The following is a 19,077-nucleotide window of genomic DNA, read 5'->3' on the forward strand; positions in this document are numbered from 1 at the left end:
AAGCTGTTATTAGTAAAGGTTTTGGTCGTGCTACTTTTGGTCACATTATTTTACCTATATTGCGCCCTTGATTGCCTAGAATCAGTGCGGCTTTGGGCGCGTTGAGTGCTTTCTTCAAAAGAAGCTACTTCCGTCTGTTTTCGCGTCAAATATTTAGCTAATGAGTTGATAGTTGGATATTCAAATAAATTAATCACCGATATATTGCTGAGGAAAATTTCTCGTAGTTTAGCGTGAGCTTGAACAAGCAATAATGAGTGACCACCGATATCAAAGAAATTATCATGAATGCCCACTTTCTCAACATGAAGGATCTGTTGCCAGATATCAGCGATGCTTTGCTCTACCTCAGTTTGTGGTGGTTCATAATTTGCTGCCAATTCTGGGCGATCGCCATTTGATTCTGGAAGTGCATTACGATTGATTTTACCATTGGATGTTAGTGGCAGAGCCTTCAACATGATAAAAGCTGAGGGCATCATGTATTCTGGTAGTTTCTCTCTAAGAAATCTTTGCAGTTCGCTAACATTGAGTGTTTGTGTTTGCTTAGAAACAACGTAGGCTATTAAGGATTTGTTGCTATTGTCTTCCCGAACAGAAACTACAGCTTGTTGTACTTGCGGATGTTGACACAGTACGCTTTCAATTTCTCCAAGTTCAACACGAAAGCCCCTAATTTTTACCTGCTGATCAACTCGCCCAATGAATTCAATATTGCCGTCAGCTAAGTAACGAGCCATATCACCAGTTTTGTATAGACGCGAACCCATCTCTGCAAAAGGATTAGGAATAAACTTTTCTGCCGTTAGATCAGAGCGATTGAGATAACCTCTGGCTAACCCCGCACCACCAATATACAATTCACCTGGTACACCAATGGGTACTGGTTGCAGTTGCTTATCTAGTAAATAAATCTGCGTATTGGCAAGCGGACGACCAAGGGGTACTGTTTGCGTACTAATTTGCTGATTTTGAACTGCGAAGGTAGTAACTCCTACGGTGGCTTCTGTAGGGCCATAGTGATTGAAGATTAAGCTGGATGGAGCTTGCTGCCGAATCTGCTCAATAAGTTGCCAACTTGCAGCTTCGCCACCCAGAATTAGCTGCTGGCGGGGCAAGATGGAATCGGATGGGGCAGAGGCGAGAAGAGTAGCAAGGTGGGAGGGGACAATTTTGAGGCAGTCAATGGGATGGGTGCGGCAGTATTTTGCCAAGATTGCTGAGTCAGTAGCACACTCGATGGATAATATATGCAGACATCCGCCAGTACAAAGGGCAGCAAAGATTCCAGTGTTACCCAAGTCAGCAGCTAAGGTGGAAACAGTGGCAAAGTTAGTTGTGCTTGATAAGTCTAACCTCTGTGTGATTCCGTGAAGGTAATTCAGCAGTTGCTGGTGTTCGATGGCAACTCCCTTCGGTTTACCAGTAGAGCCAGAGGTAAACAAAACATAAACTAAATTCTGGACTGTGATTTCACTGATGGGATTTTCATCTTTGTGATCGGCAATGATATCCCAATCTGTATCTAAGCAAACTATCTGTGCTACATCTGTTGGCAGGTTATCGACTAATCGCTGTTGTGTCAATATCAATGGTATTTCGATACCCTGCAATCGGCTAGCAAAACCTTCCTTGGGTAAGGTTAGATCTAGTGGTAGATAGGCTCCACCAGCTTTTATGATGCCCAAAAGCCCAATAATCATCAAGAGCGATGCCTCCGGCAACGTCTCCGACGAACGCTCTGTGCAAAGTCCTACTAAAACTTCCGGCTTGACTCCTCGCTGTTGCAAATAGTGGGCAAGTTGATTAGCTTTGCGGTTCAACTGTGCATAAGTGAGTTGCTGATCTTCAAAGACAACGGCAATTTTCTTTGGTGTTTTTTGTACTTGTTCTTCAAATAGTTGGTGAATACATTTATATTGGGGATTCTCAATATGTGTTTGGTTGAATTCTACTAGTAATTGTTGGCGATCGCTAAAGCTGAGAATTTCTAATTGGCTAATTTTCTCTTCGGGATTAGCAGTTACACTCGTTAATAAAGTTTGAAATTCTCTGGCTAGACGTTCAATAGCATCGGCTGTAAAGTAATTTACATCGTAGTAGAACTCTGTAGTTAAAGAATGCTCGCGTTGAGTACAAGTGAGTTTTACTTTAAATTGTTCAATACAACTGTAATATTGCTCAAGAGAAAATGATACGTCGCCAGCAACGAGTTTTTCTGGTAGTTGCTCAAACTCGAAGCCGATGGGAAAAGCTAGTTGTTCGTGATTTTCTATCGGTTCTGGCACAAAATAATCTTGCCATTCTGCACTAGCTTCTATAGTCTGAGTGGTTAATTGTACAACTTCTTGAAAGCGTAAGTCTGGTGTCAAATGGCTTTTAATTGGCAACCAAGTAGCAACAAGTCCTAATAAACTGTATAGTTCTTCGTAGTCTCTGCGATCGCTAGCCATACCAACAACGATATCTGGCTGTCCTGTAAGTCGCCAAATCAGCGTTTGCCAGCAAGCTAGTAAGATGACAGCAGTAGAAGTATCATACTTTTGAGCTAAGTTGGCAATCTTGGCTGTCACATCAAGGGGAATATCTAATCGACAGCAGTTGATCTCAAACTTGGATGGCTGTGACGGCTGGCTTTCAAAAGGTAATTTCAACGAAGCAAGTGGAGAAAGTTGCTCATGCCAATATTGCTTGGCTGCTTCTGCATCTTCATCTGTGAGTAATTGATTCTGCCATTCTGAGAATTGTAGATATTGTACAACTTCTTCAGATATTCTCTCACCTTGTAAACAAGCAGAGTATGAATTACTGATTTCTGTCACCAGATTTTTGAGTGTCCAAGTATCGGCACAAACTGAAGGCAAACTAATAAGTAAAATATGCTTTTTTGTTGATAGCGTTAGTAGAGATATATGTAACAGTGTTCCTTGCTCAAAGTCCAAAGTTAGGGACGCTGCTGTTTGGAAAAGCTCTGCAATTTTACTTGAGATTTCTTTGGGTTCACAATGACTCAGATCGATGTTATCCCACGATATAATACTACTACTATTTTTTACATCCATCACAGGAATTTTCATTCCCGGTAGACAGTGAAAAGTTGTACGTAAAATTCCATGTCGAATAATGACTTGTTCTAAAGCAGCTTTTAATACTTCTGGTTTGAGATCGCCTTCTAGAAGAAGGGCACATTGAGCAAAATAAGCGGAATTATTTTGCTGTAATGACCAAATATGTTTCTGTTGAGGGGAAAGGCGAAAACCTTGAGTTATTTGAGTTGGCATATATAGGAATCCTAAATCATTTTAAAAATAAATTAACCACAGAGGCAAGGCAGCGCGATCTTGGGGGTTTCCCCCATGAGTGACTGCCGCGCAGAGAACGCAGAGAGAAGAATTGGAGATGTTCAAGACTTATTTAGGATGGTTATATTTAGCATTATTCTTCATAAATAAAATACAATATTGCTGAGTTATGCCTAGTTACTTAGCTGTTTACGACAAACGAAGCAGGCAGCTTCAGAGGTTTTATTTAGTTCAAGTTCGCGGTTAATATCATAGATACTAACTTCTGTAAATCCTACTTTTTCCAGAGCTATTTTAACTTCTGCTGTTGAATAAGCTTTTAAGAAAAAGCTTCTGTCTAAGCGTTGCCAGTTACCATTTATAAATTCAAATCTGGTGGTGTCTTTTCGACCTATTTTGGTATTTGGATCGTAGCTCCAAATATCAACCCAGACATTATCTTCTTTAACACCCCCACCAGATTCGTTATTTTTCCAATTTGATTCACATAATTCTTCTAGATATAATTCAAAGGCAAATATACCATTTTCTAGCAAAGCATCATACACGTTTTGCAATGTATTCTGTAATTCTTCAATGCTGAGGATATAATTCAGAACTACATCTGTGGAAATAACTGCATGAAAAGTTGGCGGTAATTTAAAAAAGCGGGCATCATCTAGAATAAACTCAGCTTCTGGTGCATTCTCACGAGCAATATTAAGCATTCCTTCAGAGCTATCAAGCCCAGTTACTTGATAACCTCTTTTTAATAGCCGTTGGGCAATTTGTCCTGTACCGCAACCGAGGTCAAAAATATGCGCTCCTTCTGGAATATTTTGAAGGATTAATTTGTCTATATACTCCAGCACAATGTCGTGGCGTTCTAGTAGACTTTTCAAGTCGTAGATGGAAGCGATAGCATCATGATTCGTATTGCGTTGTTCTGAAGATATCAAGTATTTATCCTCCTTTTAATGGAATTTATTTATATTTTTTCGATTACTGAATCATTTCTGCCATTGCTACAACAAGTTTGCGAGAACCTATATATGGATTTCGGCCGTGAGCAGTCAGCATATTGTCTAACATCAAAATATCGGTTTTTTGCCAAGTAAAGCTAGTCTGAGACTGCTGATAAACTTCATTTATTTCTGCAATAACTGAGTCTTCTATAGGAGTACCGTCTCCGTAATAAACATTACGCGGTAGCTTTTTATCTCCAAAAGTAGACAATAAAGATTCCCGAACTTCTGGATCTAGATACGCTATATGGTGTAACTGAATTTGATTAAAAAATACAGGTTCGTTCGTTTTTGGATGTACTGCTAAAGCTGGACGAACTTGGCGCGTAATTAGACTGTTATCATCATACCATTCAAAATCAATTTTAGTCTGACGACAATAATTTTCTACGATAGATTTGTCATCTGTACGAAAGAAGTTTTGCCAGCTTACATCTAGACCATTTGTATAGTGACGAACATACATTAATTGTTTTTGATCTAATCTTTCCCGCAGCTTGGTATTGAGAATTTTGTAAGCTTTGCGGCAGTCTATAATCGGTGTTTCTCCACCTTGTTGTGCTGGTTGCACGCAGAAAAACCAAATTTTCAGCGGCCACTGATGTAAATGAGAGCTTTCATTATGAAAAAGGATTGCTTTATCAGGTGGATAAGGGGTAGAACCATAAACTTTACCACCTTCTCCAGTCCGAGGTAAATCACCATAATCACCAAACAAGTCTGGCGAAATTGTCTGAGCAAAACTTTCAAATTCTGAGACTAATTCTACATTAAAACCTCGAAATAAAATTGCCCCATACTTTAATAATTCTGTCTGGATAAATTCCTGGTTAGTTTTAGCCCAAGCTACCAAATCAATATCGTCTGTAGCTGGCTGAATTACGAGAGGAAATGTTTGCCCAGATTGGAGATAATTAGTTTTTACCAATCTTTCTGGTAACAAGCTAACAGCTTGGGGAGTAATGCCGATTAACTTTTTCTGATTAAAGGCTTTACGTTCTTTTTTTTGTATAGCTTGTTGTTTTCTTTCAGCTTCGGTAAGCATTTCTAAGCTACCAATCCGAGCATCGGGTTGTGAAATTATACTGTTAAGAAGTGTCTGGAAGCGATCGGTCATAAGAGTGATAGTGCTGGCATCAAATAAGTCAGAGTTATATTGCCACTTACCTGAAATTCCTTGCTCTGTTTCAGTCAGAAATAGTGCTAAATCAAATCTAGCGACTTTGTGTTCAATTTCTAATAAACTTAAGGTTAGTCCTGGTAATTCCAAAGGTGGCATGGGTGCATTTTGGAGGACAAATAATACCTGAAATAATGGCGGAGTGTTGCTTAAATTTCGCTCTGGTTGTAGAGCTTTTACTAATTCATCAAAAGGCAAGTCTTGATGAGCATAAGCTCCTAATGCAACTTGACGCACTCGCCCAAGCAACTCTCGAAAACTTGGATTACCACTCAAGTCGGTGCGTAAGACAAGCAGATTCACAAAAAAACCTATCAGCAACTCAGTTTCAGCTAAGTTGCGGTTAGCGACATCAGTGCCAATCACAATGTCATCTTGATTTGTGTAGCGTTGTAGTAACACCTGAAATCCTGCTAGCAAGGTCATAAATAAGGTGACACCCTGCTGGCGTGAGAGGGTTTGCAGTGCTAAGGAATTTTGAGGAGGAATTACAAAAGTTTGAGAAGCACCCCGGCGGGTTTTAATGTCTGTGCGGGGACGATCTGATAATTGCATTACAGGGAGGTTATTCCCCAATTGTTGCTTCCAGTAGGCGAGTTGAGTTTCTAGTACTTCTCCTTGTAACCACTGTCTTTGCCACACAGCAAAGTCTGCATATTGGATGGGTAATTCTGGAAGTAGAGAAGGTTTGTTACAAGAAAAGGCTTCGTACAGTAATGCTAACTCCCGAATGAATATACCCATTGACCAGCCATCTGAAACAATATGGTGGATTGTGAACAATACTATATGGTCTTGTTCACCGACGCATAGGACAGTGCATCGCATTAATGGAGCTTGGGCTAGATCAAAAGTGTGTTGGGCTGACTCGATAATGAGTTGTTGAATTTTAACTTCCCGTTCTACCTCTGGTAAGTCGCGCAGGTCTAACACTGGCAATGTCACAGTTTGGGTTGAGATGTTAGCGCCGCTTTCGGTGGGAATCGCCTGAAATGGTTGTCCATCTACCATATAAAAAGTAGTATTTAGGACTTCGTGACGACGGACAATTTCATTCAAACTCTGTTCTAGCAAAGGCACATTCAAAGAACCTATGAACCGCACAGCGACAGGTATGTTGTACATAAAGCTGTCTGGTTGGAGTTGCTCTAATAACCATAATCTTTGTTGGGCAAACGACAGGGGTAAATGACCATCTCTGGCAACGCGCTGAATGGGCGGAATTTCTCTGACTATTTCTGCTTTCATTGCCTTGTGAATTTCTGCGGCTAATCGAGCTATCGTTGGTGACTCAAATAAACCACGTAGAGGTAAATCGACCTCAAAAGCTTTCTTCACACGAGAAATAACTCTGGTTGCTAATAGTGAATGCCCGCCTAACTCAAAGAAATTGTCATAGATACTAAGGATTTCCACACCCAGAACTTCTTGCCAAATCCCGGCTAATACCTCTTCAACTGGATTGCGAGGTGCGATCGCACTTCCTTCGAGATGGGGTCTGGCTGGATCAAACGCAGGCAAGGCACGGCGGTCTATTTTGCCATTAGGTGTTAAGGGCAGTGCTTCCAAAATCACAAAGGCTCTTGGTATCATATAACTTGGTAGTTTCTTCTCTAAAAAGCGGCTTAGTTCACTAATTGCCACTACCCGATCGCACTGAAGAACTACATAAGCTACCAAACGGCGATCGCTGGGTTCATCGCCCTGAATCACAACTACACTTGTCTGCACCTCTGGATGTTGGTTCAGTAAGGCTTCAATTTCTCCGAGTTCGATACGGAAGCCCCGAACTTTCACCTGATGATCGATCCGTCCCAAAAACTCTATGGTTCCGTCGGCTCGGTAGCGAACCAAGTCCCCAGTTTTGTAAAGGCGATACTTCTTTGAGAATTGGTCTTCTTTCACTCTGCTTTGAAAGGGGTGCGAGATGAACTTCTCAGCTGTGAGTTCTGGTCTGTGAAGATAACCACGAGCTAATCCAGCACCACCAATATGCAATTCACCCGAAATTCCCACAGGAACTAGTTTCTGCCCTGGATCTAAAATATAGAATTGTGTGTTGGCAATGGGGCGACCGATAGAGACGATGCCATCTTGTCGCTCCATTTGCTCGTCTACCTTGTGAATCGCTGACCAAATGGTGGTTTCTGTTGGCCCGTATAAGTTCCACACTTGGCAACCTCCTTTGAGCAACTGATCGGCAAGACTGCGATCGAGGGCTTCACCGCCACAAAGAATTTTTAGCCTACTACTACCTTGCCACCCAGCAGCTAGCAGCAGCCTCCAGGTAGCTGGCGTAGCTTGCATGACTGTAGCACCAGAAGAAACTAGCTGTTCTGATAACTGCGTAGCATCAGTTGCCACTTGACGGCTGACTATTACCAAACGAGCGCCAGTAATTAATGGCAGATATAGTTCTAGTGCGGCAATATCAAAGGATAATGTGGTGACAGAGAGCAGGATATCTTGCTGAGTCAGCCCAGGATTCAGGCGCATCGTACTTAAGAAGTTAACGACAGCACTGTGGGTAATCTGCACTCCTTTTGGTTGACCAGTAGAACCGGAGGTGTAAATCACATAAGCCAAGTTGTCAGCAGTGGCGTTGTGAATGGGATTGTCAGCAATAACTTTGGGAATTTTCTCCAGACATACTACCTGAGCTTGATGTTGTGGCAACGCCGCTAGTAAATTTTGTTGAGTTAGCAGTACTGAGACTTGGGCATCTTCTAGCATGAATGCGAGGCGTTCCGCAGGATAGGCTGGATCGATTGGTAAATATGCACCACCCGCTTTTAGGATGCCCAATAGTCCAATAATCATTTCTAGCGATCGCTCCACACAAATTCCCACTAGGGTTTCTTTTCCTACACCCAATGTTTGTAAATGGTGTGCTAGCTGATTTGCGCGGGTATTTAGCTCTTGATAGGTAAGTTGTTGATCTGCAAAAACTACTGCAATCGCATTCGGTGTTCGCTCTACCTGCGCCTCAAACAACTGATGAATACAAACTTTCGGATAATCAGCTTGCAAGTCATTCCAATCTACTAGTAGTTGCTGTTGTTCTGCCTGGGTCAAAATTGGTAAATCTGATAGCTGCTGGTCTGGATTGGCGACAATTCCTTCTAGCAAGGTTTGAAAATGTCCTTGCATCCTAGCGATCGCAGCTGAGTCAAATAAATCGGTGTTGTACTCGAACACCCCGATTAATCCTTGTGCAGTGTCAGTCAGCGACAAAGTTAAATCAAATTTGGCTATTTCAGTGTCTACTTCCACCGGAGTCAGACTCAATCCTGAAAGCTTCAGTGTTTCCATTGGAGCATTCTGCAACACGAACATCACTTGAAATAGCGGCGTATGTCCCAGGTTGCGGTCTGGTTGTAACTCTGCAACTAGCTGCTCAAAGGGTAAATCTTGGTGAGTATAAGCATCCAGTGTTACTTCTCGAATTCGCCGCAGCAATTCTCTAAAACTCGGATTCCCTGATAAGTCGGTACGCAAAACCAGGGTATTGACAAAAAAGCCGATTAGTCGTTCTATCTCACTGCGGTTGCGATTAGCGATCGGAGAACCGACGAGGATATCAGTTTGACTTGTATAACGATACAGCAAGGTTTTGAATGCTGCAAGCATTGTCATGAATAGAGTGACTGCTTCCCGTTGCGAAATTGACTTGAGCGCCTGGGAGAGAGTTTGAGGAATAAACCACGACTGCTTTTTGCCTCTAAAGGTTTGAATAGCTGGGCGCTGGCGATCGCTTGGGAGTTGCAGCACTGGTAAATTTCCACCTAACTGCTGTTTCCAATAAGCCATCTGGGAGGAACGTACCTCTGTTTGCAACCACTGTCGCTGCCATAAGGTAAAGTCTGCGTATTGGATAGGCAGATTGGGCAATAGTAAAAGCGTGCTAGTAGAGAATGATTCATAAAGTGCAGCCACTTCCCGAATCAGCACCCCTGCTGACCAAGCATCAGCAACAATGTGGTGGATGGTGAACAGCAAAATATGCTCATCCTCTGCCAATTGCAACAAGGTGGTTTGTAGCAATGGACTTTGAGTTAAGTCAAAAGAATGCCGTGCGTGCAAATTAGTCAGCCGTCGTGTCTCCGCCTCTCGTTCCTCTAGAGATAACTTCTGAAGATCCACCACTGGTAAGGTGATGTTGAGTGCTGGCGCAATAACTTGCACTGGTTCGCCATTGACGTTGACAAAACTAGTTCGCAAAGCTTCATGGCGTTGCACAATTTCTTGAAAACTCTGCTCTAAAATTGGGACATTGAGTGAGCCTTTAAGTAAAATCGCACTGGAGATGTTGTAAAAAGGATTGCTCGGATCTAATTGGTCAAGGAACCACAATCTTTGCTGGGCAAAAGATAAAGGCAATGCTTCATTCCGAGGAACGCGCTCAATTGGTGGAATTTCTAATTTCTCACCGCTCCTCATTGTCGTTTCAATCAGTTCCGCAAGTCCGGCGATCGTAGGTTTCTCAAACAAACTACGTAACCGCATCTCTACTTGGAAGGCTTCGCGCACTTGGGAAACAACTTGTGTAGCTAATAACGAGTGCCCTCCCAATTCAAAAAAGTTATTGTGGATGCCCACACGCTCAATACCAAGCAGCCCAATCCAAATTCCCGCTAGTACTTCTTCAACTGGCGTGCGAGGAGTTACCAAACTGGTTTCTAATTCAGGGCGCACGGGGTTAAGTTCTAGCAACGCCTGACGGTCTACCTTGCCGTTGGGAGTTAGTGGTAATGCTTTGAGGATAATAAAGGTTGAAGGTAGCATATACTCAGGCAACCTGTCCCGAATATAGCCGCGCAGTTCATTGGTCGAGCAAGGGGATTCTTCGGAAGGTACAACAAAAGCTGCCAGATATTTTTGCCCAGATTCTGATTCTCTTACTAAAACTACAACCTCTCGCACATGAGGATACTGATTTAATACAGCTTCAATTTCACCCAGTTCGATACGGAAACCCCGAATTTTAACTTGGTTGTCGATACGGCCAAGAAATTCAATCGTGCCGTTTGGCAGATAACGACCTAAGTCACCAGTTTTGTAAAGTCGCGCTCCCGGTATGTCGCTGTAAGGATGGGGAATAAATTTCAAAGCTGTTTGATCGGGCTGATTGAGATAGCATCGAGCAAGACCCGCACCACCAATGTAGATTTCGCCCTTGACTCCTAGGGGAGCTAGTTTGTAGTTTTCTTCTAAAATATATACTTGGGTGTTAGCAATTGAGCGACCAAGGGGGACTGTTGCTGCTAAATGACGCTCGACTTGCTCAGGCACAATCTCTAGGGTACATACACCGACACAAGCTTCTGTCGGCCCGTAGTGATTGAAGATTAGGCAATCTGGGGTATAGTGCTGAATCTGCTCGATTAAATGCCAATTAGCAACTTCACCACCCAGGATCAATCGCTGACGGGGCAAGATTGACTTAGCCGAGGAAGATGCCAAAAGCGAGGCTAGGTGAGAGGGGACAATCTTAAGACAATCGATTGGATGTTTGCCACAGTATTCTGCTAAGGCAGCTGAATCTGTAGCACGCTGATATGATATCAAATGCAGACATCCTCCTGTACAAAGAGCAGGAAAGATAACGGTGTTACCCAAGTCGGCAGCCAAGGTGGAAACAGTGGCGAAGTTGATACCGGCTGGCAGGTTTAACCTATCTATAATGGCATTGACGTAATTAAGAAGTTGTTGATGTGCGATCGCAACTCCCTTCGGTTTACCTGTAGAACCAGAGGTGAACAGTACATAGACTAAATTCTCAGGTGTCACTTCACTGCTGGGATTCTCATCTTTGTTTTGAGCAATAACTTCCCAGTCTGTATCTAAACAGATTACCTTGGCTGCATCTGTTGGCAAAATATCTAGCCAACGCTGTTGTGTCAAAATGATATCTACTTGAACGCCTTGCAAGCGTAAGTTCAGACTTCCCTGTGGCAAAGTTGGATCTAGCGGTAAGTATGCGCCACCAGCTTTGAGGATTCCTAATAATCCAATCATCATTTCTAGCGTTCGCTCTGTGCAAAGTCCCACCACAACTTCCGCCTTAACTCCTTGTTGTTGCAAGTAGTGAGCTAGTTGATTGACTTTGCTGTTCAACTGTGCATAAGTCAGTTGTTGGTCTTCAAAGACAATGGCAATGTTATCAGGTGTTTTTTGCGCTTGTTCTTCAAACAGTTGGTGAATACATTTAGTTTGTGGATAATCGCGCTGATTATTATTCACCTCGTATAGCAGTTGGTGTCTCTCAATTTGGCTGAGAACCTCTAACTCGCTGATTGTCGCATCTGGATTAGCGATCGCACTAGCCAATAAAGTCTGAAATTGCTCTATCAAACGTTTAATGTCTTCTGCCTGGAATACGCTAGAGTCGTAGTGCAATTCTGCTGTTAATGTGTCATCTTGGCGCAGGCAAGAAAGTTTTAATGTGAACCGTTCAATACAGGTATACTGTTGATAAATTGTAAACGATACATCAGCAGCTAGATACTTATCTGGCTGTTCTGCAAATTCAAAACAAAGTGGAAAGAAACGTAAGTTATTTTGTATTAATCCTGCTATTTGTTCCCAGTTAAAATAATCTTGGATTTTATCTAACTGCTGAATTGATTTTTTATTGCTGTATACAATATCTTTAATTTTAGATGTTGCTTCTATATTAATAGTTAACGGTAAATATTTAGAAAATAGTCCAACAACTGTCTCTATCTCTTGATATTTTCTTCCGGCAAAAGCCATGCCTATTGTCAGATTTTCTTGTTTAGTTAAGCGCCAATTTAAAATCTGCCAGCAAGCCAATAAAAACTCAAATATTGAAGTATTATTATATTGATTTAGAATATCGATTTGTTTTATTAATTCAGGAGCGATCGCAAAACTTTGCGTTTGTGGTTTAAATACTAATTCGTCAGCAGATTGTTTTTCAAAAGGAAGTTTTAACCCTTGTAAATCCAAGGCGATATTTTGTTTTTCCCAATAGTCTCTACCAGCTTCTGTCTCTGCTCCTTCCAACAATTCATTTTGCCATTCCGCTAGGTCTGCATATTGTAATGCTTCATTCTCTATTTCTTCACCTTTTAACCAAGCTGCATAAGACTGACTAATTTCTTGCACCAAAATTTCTAGTGTAGTAATATCTGCACAAAGCCCTGGTAAGCTTACAATTAATACATATTTGGATGCCGATAAAGTCACTAAAGATAGCTGCAAAGGAGAAGCTTGTACAATATCAAAAGGCTGTTGACTGATTTTATGAAATAATTCTGTCAGCGAGTTTTCTTGCTCTTGAGGTGTCAAACTGCTCAAATCATAAGTGTTATCCCAATTTATCTTCTGCTTACCAATTACCTGCAATGGGATAGTCATTCCAGGTAGAGAGCGAAAGTTTGTACGGAGAATTTCGTGGCGATTGACAACTATTTCTAAGACTAATTTTAAAATATTGACATCTAAATCTCCCTCAATCAAAACAGCACACTGAGAACGATAAGGGAGGTTATCAATTTCTTGCAATTGCCACAGATGTTTTTGCTGGGGTGAGAGTCGAAAACCTTGCATTTCCTCTAGCATTATGATTCTCCGTACTTGCCACTAAATATATTAATTACTGTATTGTTCTGCCATTCCCACTGCAATCTTTCGCGCACCCACAAATGGCATCCGTCCATGCGCTGTAAGCATATTATCGAGCATTAAAATATCTCCAGCTTGCCAGGGAAAAATAACCATTTCTTGTTGGTAAGCAGAGCGAATTTCATCTAGTACAGCAGGTTCAATTGCTGAACCATCACCGTAATAAGTATTGTGGGGCAAATCTGATTCTGGGAACTCTGCTAATAATGGTTCGCGTATACTTGGTTCCAAAGTTGAGATATGAAAGAAGGCAGCGTGATTAAACCACACTAGTTCATTTGTGTGCGGGTGTGTAGCAACCGCTTGACGAACTTGACGGGTTCTCAAACGATTACCCTCTTTCCACTCGAACTCAATGCCATTGCTGCGACAAAATGCTTCTACCTCAGATGGATTGGTTGTTTGAAAAACTGTTTGCCAAGGTAAGCCAAAGCCGTCGCCAAAGTTACGCACATACATAACTCCTTTTTGACTGAAGCGATCGCAAATCTTACCATCAATCCGTTGCAACAATTTGCGAGTGTCGGCAATTGGTGTTTCTCCTCCTTGTTGTGCAGGCTGAATACAAAAAAAGAAAATCTTTAGAGGCCAGGTTTTGGCGTAAGAAAGTTCACTGTGCAGAAAAATACTTGAGTTAGCAGGATAGTCAGTTGAAGTATAAATATTACCTTGGATTGGGCTGCGTGGTGAAGAGCGATCGCGATATTCCAGTAACTCTCCAGTCACGTTTTTGATAAACTGCTCAAACTCCAAATAGTTCTTCACCTGAAAATTCCGAAACAGAATTCCGCCATGCTTAAACAGATGATTTGTAATCAACTCCCGATTACTCATCGCCCAAGCAACTAAATTCACTGCATCTACAGTGGGTTGGATAAGCAAAGGAAGCGAATTTCCTGCCACTAAAGGTACTGCTTTAATCAATTCGGCTGGCGAAACATTGATACCTTGCCGTTTTGTTATTCGTAACTCATTGAGACTAAGTTTTGGGGACTCTGGAATTTTCATAATTTTGCTCCACGAATTCCCTTCAGCTTTTAATAGTGGTAAAAGTCAAACTCATTTCATCTGCTTTCTGGTCGATTTCTGGAAATTCTAGCCCCAGATCATCCAATGAATTGACACCCAGAGTTTCCAAAACGAATGGTTGCAATGTGTTGTTTTCAATAAAATTGCTACCTTCACTATTGTCGCCTTTATACACAATTACTAAATTATGGTAAAAGTGCAAAGAAACAATATTTTTATCAAAATAAGATGGAGTATAGCCGGGATTTAAAAATTCTTCATAATTCAATCCATCAACTAATTTTTTGAACATATTCATCACAGTTTTTGGGTCGTTCAAGTCAAGACTTCCACCCACGTTTACCCAATTTTGCATCATCACACTTTCTTGAGCAAAGTCTGACCACTTTTGTCCAAGACTTGGCCAGTAAGAATGATGAATATTTTCCGCAGCATAAATCCCACCTTCGTTGAGTACAGGGAAAAATTTGTAGAAGGCTTTAATATGATGTTCATTAGCCGAACTGCCATCTTCAATGATGATATCTAATGCTCCTGTTTCATTGAAAACATCTTTCATAAAAGATTCATCATTTTGATCGCCGTGAAATATTTTAATTCGGTCTTCTTCTAAATACCTTTTATCGACAATATCAATACCGTAGATCATACTATTTGGAAAATAAGTTTTAAAAGTTTTTAAAGCCTCACCTCCAATTGTGTGATCTTCGTAACCCCCTACACCAATTGCCAAAATCTTGAGTTTTTTCCATTTTAGGGGAGCAAAATGACTTTGGTAGCGATGAGCAAACCGCAGTCTAGGCCATTCTTCATGGGCATAAAGAGCCGCTACTTTACTTAAATCATTTGGCTGTAAAAATGCCCTAAATTGACGCGGAAAACTTTTTAATGATTGGATTAAGTTCATTGATGCTACTCCAATGTATTTTTATCTTCTATTAATTAATGACTTTACGCTTGGTTAACTTCAGCTTTTCTAATGAGGTAAATTCTAGCTCTTTCTCTTTAATTTGCTGTTGTTCTCTGTCAGAGGTAACGATAATTTCGGCTAACTCATTCAGTCTGATATCTGGCTGTTCAACAACATTGCGTAGCAGAATTTCAAAATGAATAATCATTCGCCCAATAGTCTTGTCATCAAACAAGTCTGTTTTATACTCTAATGAGCCGTTAAATCCTTCTGTACTTTCCCAAATACTGAATTTCAAATCAAATTTAGATGTACCACTATCAACCTCTAGGGGATGCAGAGTTAGCTCTGGAAATTCTATAGATGGAATGGGAGCATTTTGCAGAATAAACATCACTTGAAACAATGGGTTGTGGCTTAAATCCCGCTCTGGTTGTAATTCTTCCACTAACTTTTCAAAGGGCAATTCTTGATGAGCGTAAGCACCCAAAGCCACTTCGCGTACCCGCCCTAATAAAGTCCGAAAACTCGGATTACCTGATAGATTTGTACGTAGCACCAGGGTATTAATAAAAAACCCTATTATCCCCTGAGTTTCTGCTCTAGTGCGACCTGCAACCGGCGAACCAACTAAGATTTCTTGCTGGTTTGTATAACAGTACAACAACGTCTTAAATACTGCTATGAGTGTCATAAACTGAGTGACACCCTCTCGCTGATTTAATTCTTTTACTGCCTCACTTAGAGCTTTGGGAAATGCTAGAAATTGCTTTTTACCCGCGAAGGTTTGTATTGCTGGTCGGGGTCTATCTGTAGTCAGTTGCAGTACTGATAGATTACCGCTTAACTGCTGTTTCCAGTAATCAAGTTGGGTATGAAGAATCTCTCCTTGTAGCCATTTTCTCTGCCAATCAGCAAAATCTGCATACTGGATGGGAAGTTTAGGAAGTAGAGAGGGTAAGTCATGAGAAATAGCTTGGTAAATCTCTGCTAGTTCTTGAATCAGAATACCAATAGACCAACCATCTGCAATAATGTGGTGCATGGTCAAGAGCAATATATGCTCCTCTGGTTTCAAATACAAAAGTTGAACTCGCAGCAGTGGCGACTGTGATAAATCAAAGGGTTTTTGAGCGAACTCTGTGGCGAAGCGCAAAACCTCAGCCACAGTTGCTTCTGGTAATTCCAAAACTGGTAGTGTCAACTTCACACTTGGGGTAATCACCTGAACTGGTCGCCCTTTCACAGATACAAAGCTAGTTCGCAAGGCTTCGTGACGCTGTACGACTTCGTTAAGACTTTGTTCTAATGTCGCCTGATGAAGTTTCCCAGTTAAACGTATTGCAATGGGAACGTTGTAGAAGGGGTTATTAGGTTCTAACTGGTTAAGAAACCACAAGCGCTCTTGGGACAGACACAGGGGTAGTTCTTGATTGCGAGAAATCGGTTGTAGCAGTGGTTCTGAAGATTTTGTAATTGTTAATTGAGAAAGGATTTGCATTGCTAGCAGAACGACACTAGCATCTTGGAAAAAATCTTCAACGGATATTGCTACCTCAAAATCTACCTGAATTCGATTTTTTAGATCGAAAACTATTAAGGAATCGATTCCCAAGCTATTTAGTGGTTGTTCTGGTTTCACTTGGGAAACTTCAACTTTTAATATCTGAGCAATTTGTTTTTGTAAGTAAGATATCAGCAATGGTAGGCGGGTTTCTGGCGCTGTTGCCATAATTGCTTCACGGCTCAGATTTGTCTTGTTCTCAAGGTCATCTGCACTATCCAGGATACTCTGGCTGATAACTTTCAGTTTATTTGCCAAAAAATTGGCTTTTGTGGCACGGCGTTGAATTTTGCCGCTAGAAGTTTTGGGAATACTACCTGCTTTGATTAGTACTACTGCATATACTTGCACCTCATGTACTTCTGCAACAGCCTGACGAATTGCGGCAGTAACTTCTTCAAAATTTGGTTTGGCACGAAACTCCAATTCCTGCACCACTACCAGCCGTTCTTCATGAGCAACTTCCACTGCAAAAGCTGCACAGCTACCTAAACGCAATGATGGATGGCTGCATTCTGTAGTTAGTTCGATATCTTGTGGATAAAGATTACGACCTCTGATGATAATTAAATCTTTGGCTCTACCTGTAATGAAGAGTTCTCCATTGTGCAAAAAGCCTAAGTCACCAGTACGTAAAAATGGCCCTAATGTTGTGCTAACTCCTGTGCCTTGGAGGTAGGCGTGAAATATTTGCTCCGTCTCTTGTTGCCGATGCCAATAACCTTGCCCAACACTAGGGCCTGATACCCAAATTTCTCCAACTTCGTCAGGTTGACAAGGGGTAAGAGTCTCTGGATTGGCGATCGCAATTTGTTGTTGTGGTAAAGTTTGTCCACAACTGACAAAACTTTGAATATCTTCACTATCAGTATTTGCTTCAACAACCCGGTTTCTGGAAAGTGCCGATTTGACAACTGTTATGCAAGGAGGTACAGCTTTCTTTACCCCCCCAGAAATCATCAGGGTTGCTTCCGCCATCCCGTAACATGGGTAAAATGCTTCCCGGCGAAAGCCACACTCTGCAAAAGCCTCTGCAAACCGTTCTAAAGTATCCTGCCGAATGGGTTCAGCACCATTAAATGCAACACTCCAACTACTTAAATCAAGGGTTTCTTTTTGCTCAGGGGTAATCTTTTGAATGCACAATTCATAAGCAAAGTTAGGGGCTCCGCTAGTTGTACCTTTGTAGTAAGAAATTGCCTGTAACCAACGATAAGGTCGTTGTAAAAAAGCTGTTGGGGACATCAAGATGCAAGGAAATCCACCATACAGAGGTTGCAAAATGCCACCAATCAATCCCATATCATGGTAAACAGGCAGCCAAGAAACAAATTTACTACTAGGAGAATGTTCCATAATTTGGTAAGTCATGGCGGCATTGTGGAGCAAATTGCCGTGACTAAGCATGACTCCCTTTGGTATCCCTGTAGAACCCGATGTATATTGCAGAAAAGCTAGGGTATCTGGATTGATTTGAGTTTGTTGCCAAGCATCTTCTAAACCTGGCGCTATATCATCTGTAGTCAACCACTGGAGACTTTCTAGGTTTGCTGCTTGTGCAAATATGGATTGTAATGTCGGGAGCATCGCTGTTGTAGTTAGAGCAATGCTAGGTTGTGCATCTTTAGTAATAGCGCTTATTCTGGGTGTTTTGCGTTGGTTGAGAGGTGGATAAGCCGGAACTGCAACAACTCCAGCGTATAGACAACCAAAAAAAGCAGTTAAGTAATCTAGTCCAGGTGGATAAAGTAATAAGGCTCGTTCCCCATTTAAATTTAAAGCTTGGAGTTGAGATGCGATCGCACAAGAGCGCTTCACCAGTTGTTGATAAGTCAGTGTTGATTCTTGAGTTTCTCCATCTTCAAGGAAGGTGAAAGCAATTGTATCTGGCTGTGTCAAGCTTCTTTGATGCAGAAGATCAACAATTGTGAAGTTAGGGTCAATTCCTTTAAAGTCCTTGATTTGTATAGCCATTTGACTTTCCACAACTAGATGCACTCTTGCTTAAATACTGCTGCGATACATTCAACTTTTATCCTGCCAAAATGAGAACGCAAATATCGATCGCATTCCACAGGTAAGTTTTCATCCCACAATTCCGACTTTCTACTAGCTAAGGCTTTTTACCTCTTTTAGGAGAGCCTAAACAAAGGAGTCCTTAGCGAAATACTAGACGCTATTGCAAATTTCAACTCAATAAAGTTTTAAGGTTTTTATTGAGAGCAATTTTCAAGTACTCTGCTTACTTTAGAGGAGAGTATCGCTTTATGCAACTAGCTATTGATAGGTAATTCTTATTGATTTGTGTAAATAGATTATATTTTTATAACCTGATCTTCCGTAGATTAAGCTGATTTTCTGTCAGCGATCGCAGCAAGTTAGAGCAATGCTTAATCAGTCAGAATACAGACCATCACAGGGACAAGGTACTACTGATA

Annotated in this window: 6 protein-coding genes; all 6 read right to left on the minus strand. The window is 41.4% G+C overall.

Going from position 1 to position 19,077, the window contains the following annotated elements; translation table 11 throughout:
• Positions 1–50: 50 nt before the first annotated feature.
• Positions 51–3,281, minus strand: coding sequence for a non-ribosomal peptide synthetase (locus FD724_RS16435; RefSeq protein ID WP_179073365.1), 3,231 nt, complete (start codon positions 3,279–3,281; stop codon positions 51–53).
• Between the two features lie 194 nt (positions 3,282–3,475).
• Positions 3,476–4,240, minus strand: coding sequence for a class I SAM-dependent methyltransferase (locus FD724_RS16440; protein WP_179073366.1), 765 nt, complete (start codon positions 4,238–4,240; stop codon positions 3,476–3,478).
• 43 nt (positions 4,241–4,283) lie between these two features.
• The gene (locus tag FD724_RS16445; RefSeq protein ID WP_179073367.1) at positions 4,284–13,073 is read right to left on the minus strand and encodes a non-ribosomal peptide synthetase; all 8,790 of its coding nucleotides are present in this window, start codon (positions 13,071–13,073) and stop codon (positions 4,284–4,286) included.
• A gap of 30 nt (positions 13,074–13,103) precedes the next feature.
• The gene (locus tag FD724_RS16450) at positions 13,104–14,144 is read right to left on the minus strand and encodes a TauD/TfdA family dioxygenase (RefSeq protein WP_179073368.1); all 1,041 of its coding nucleotides are present in this window, start codon (positions 14,142–14,144) and stop codon (positions 13,104–13,106) included.
• Positions 14,145–14,166: 22 nt separating this feature from the next.
• Entirely contained in the window at positions 14,167–15,072 is a 906-nt protein-coding gene (locus tag FD724_RS16455) for a class I SAM-dependent methyltransferase (RefSeq protein ID WP_179073369.1), read from the minus strand.
• Positions 15,073–15,103: 31 nt separating this feature from the next.
• Positions 15,104–18,613, minus strand: coding sequence for a condensation domain-containing protein (locus FD724_RS16460; RefSeq protein WP_179073370.1), 3,510 nt, complete (start codon positions 18,611–18,613; stop codon positions 15,104–15,106).
• Positions 18,614–19,077: the final 464 nt, after the last annotated feature.

It is taken from the genome of Nostoc sp. C057 (assembly GCF_013393925.1).
Classification (GTDB): Bacteria; Cyanobacteriota; Cyanobacteriia; order Cyanobacteriales; family Nostocaceae; genus Nostoc; species Nostoc muscorum_A.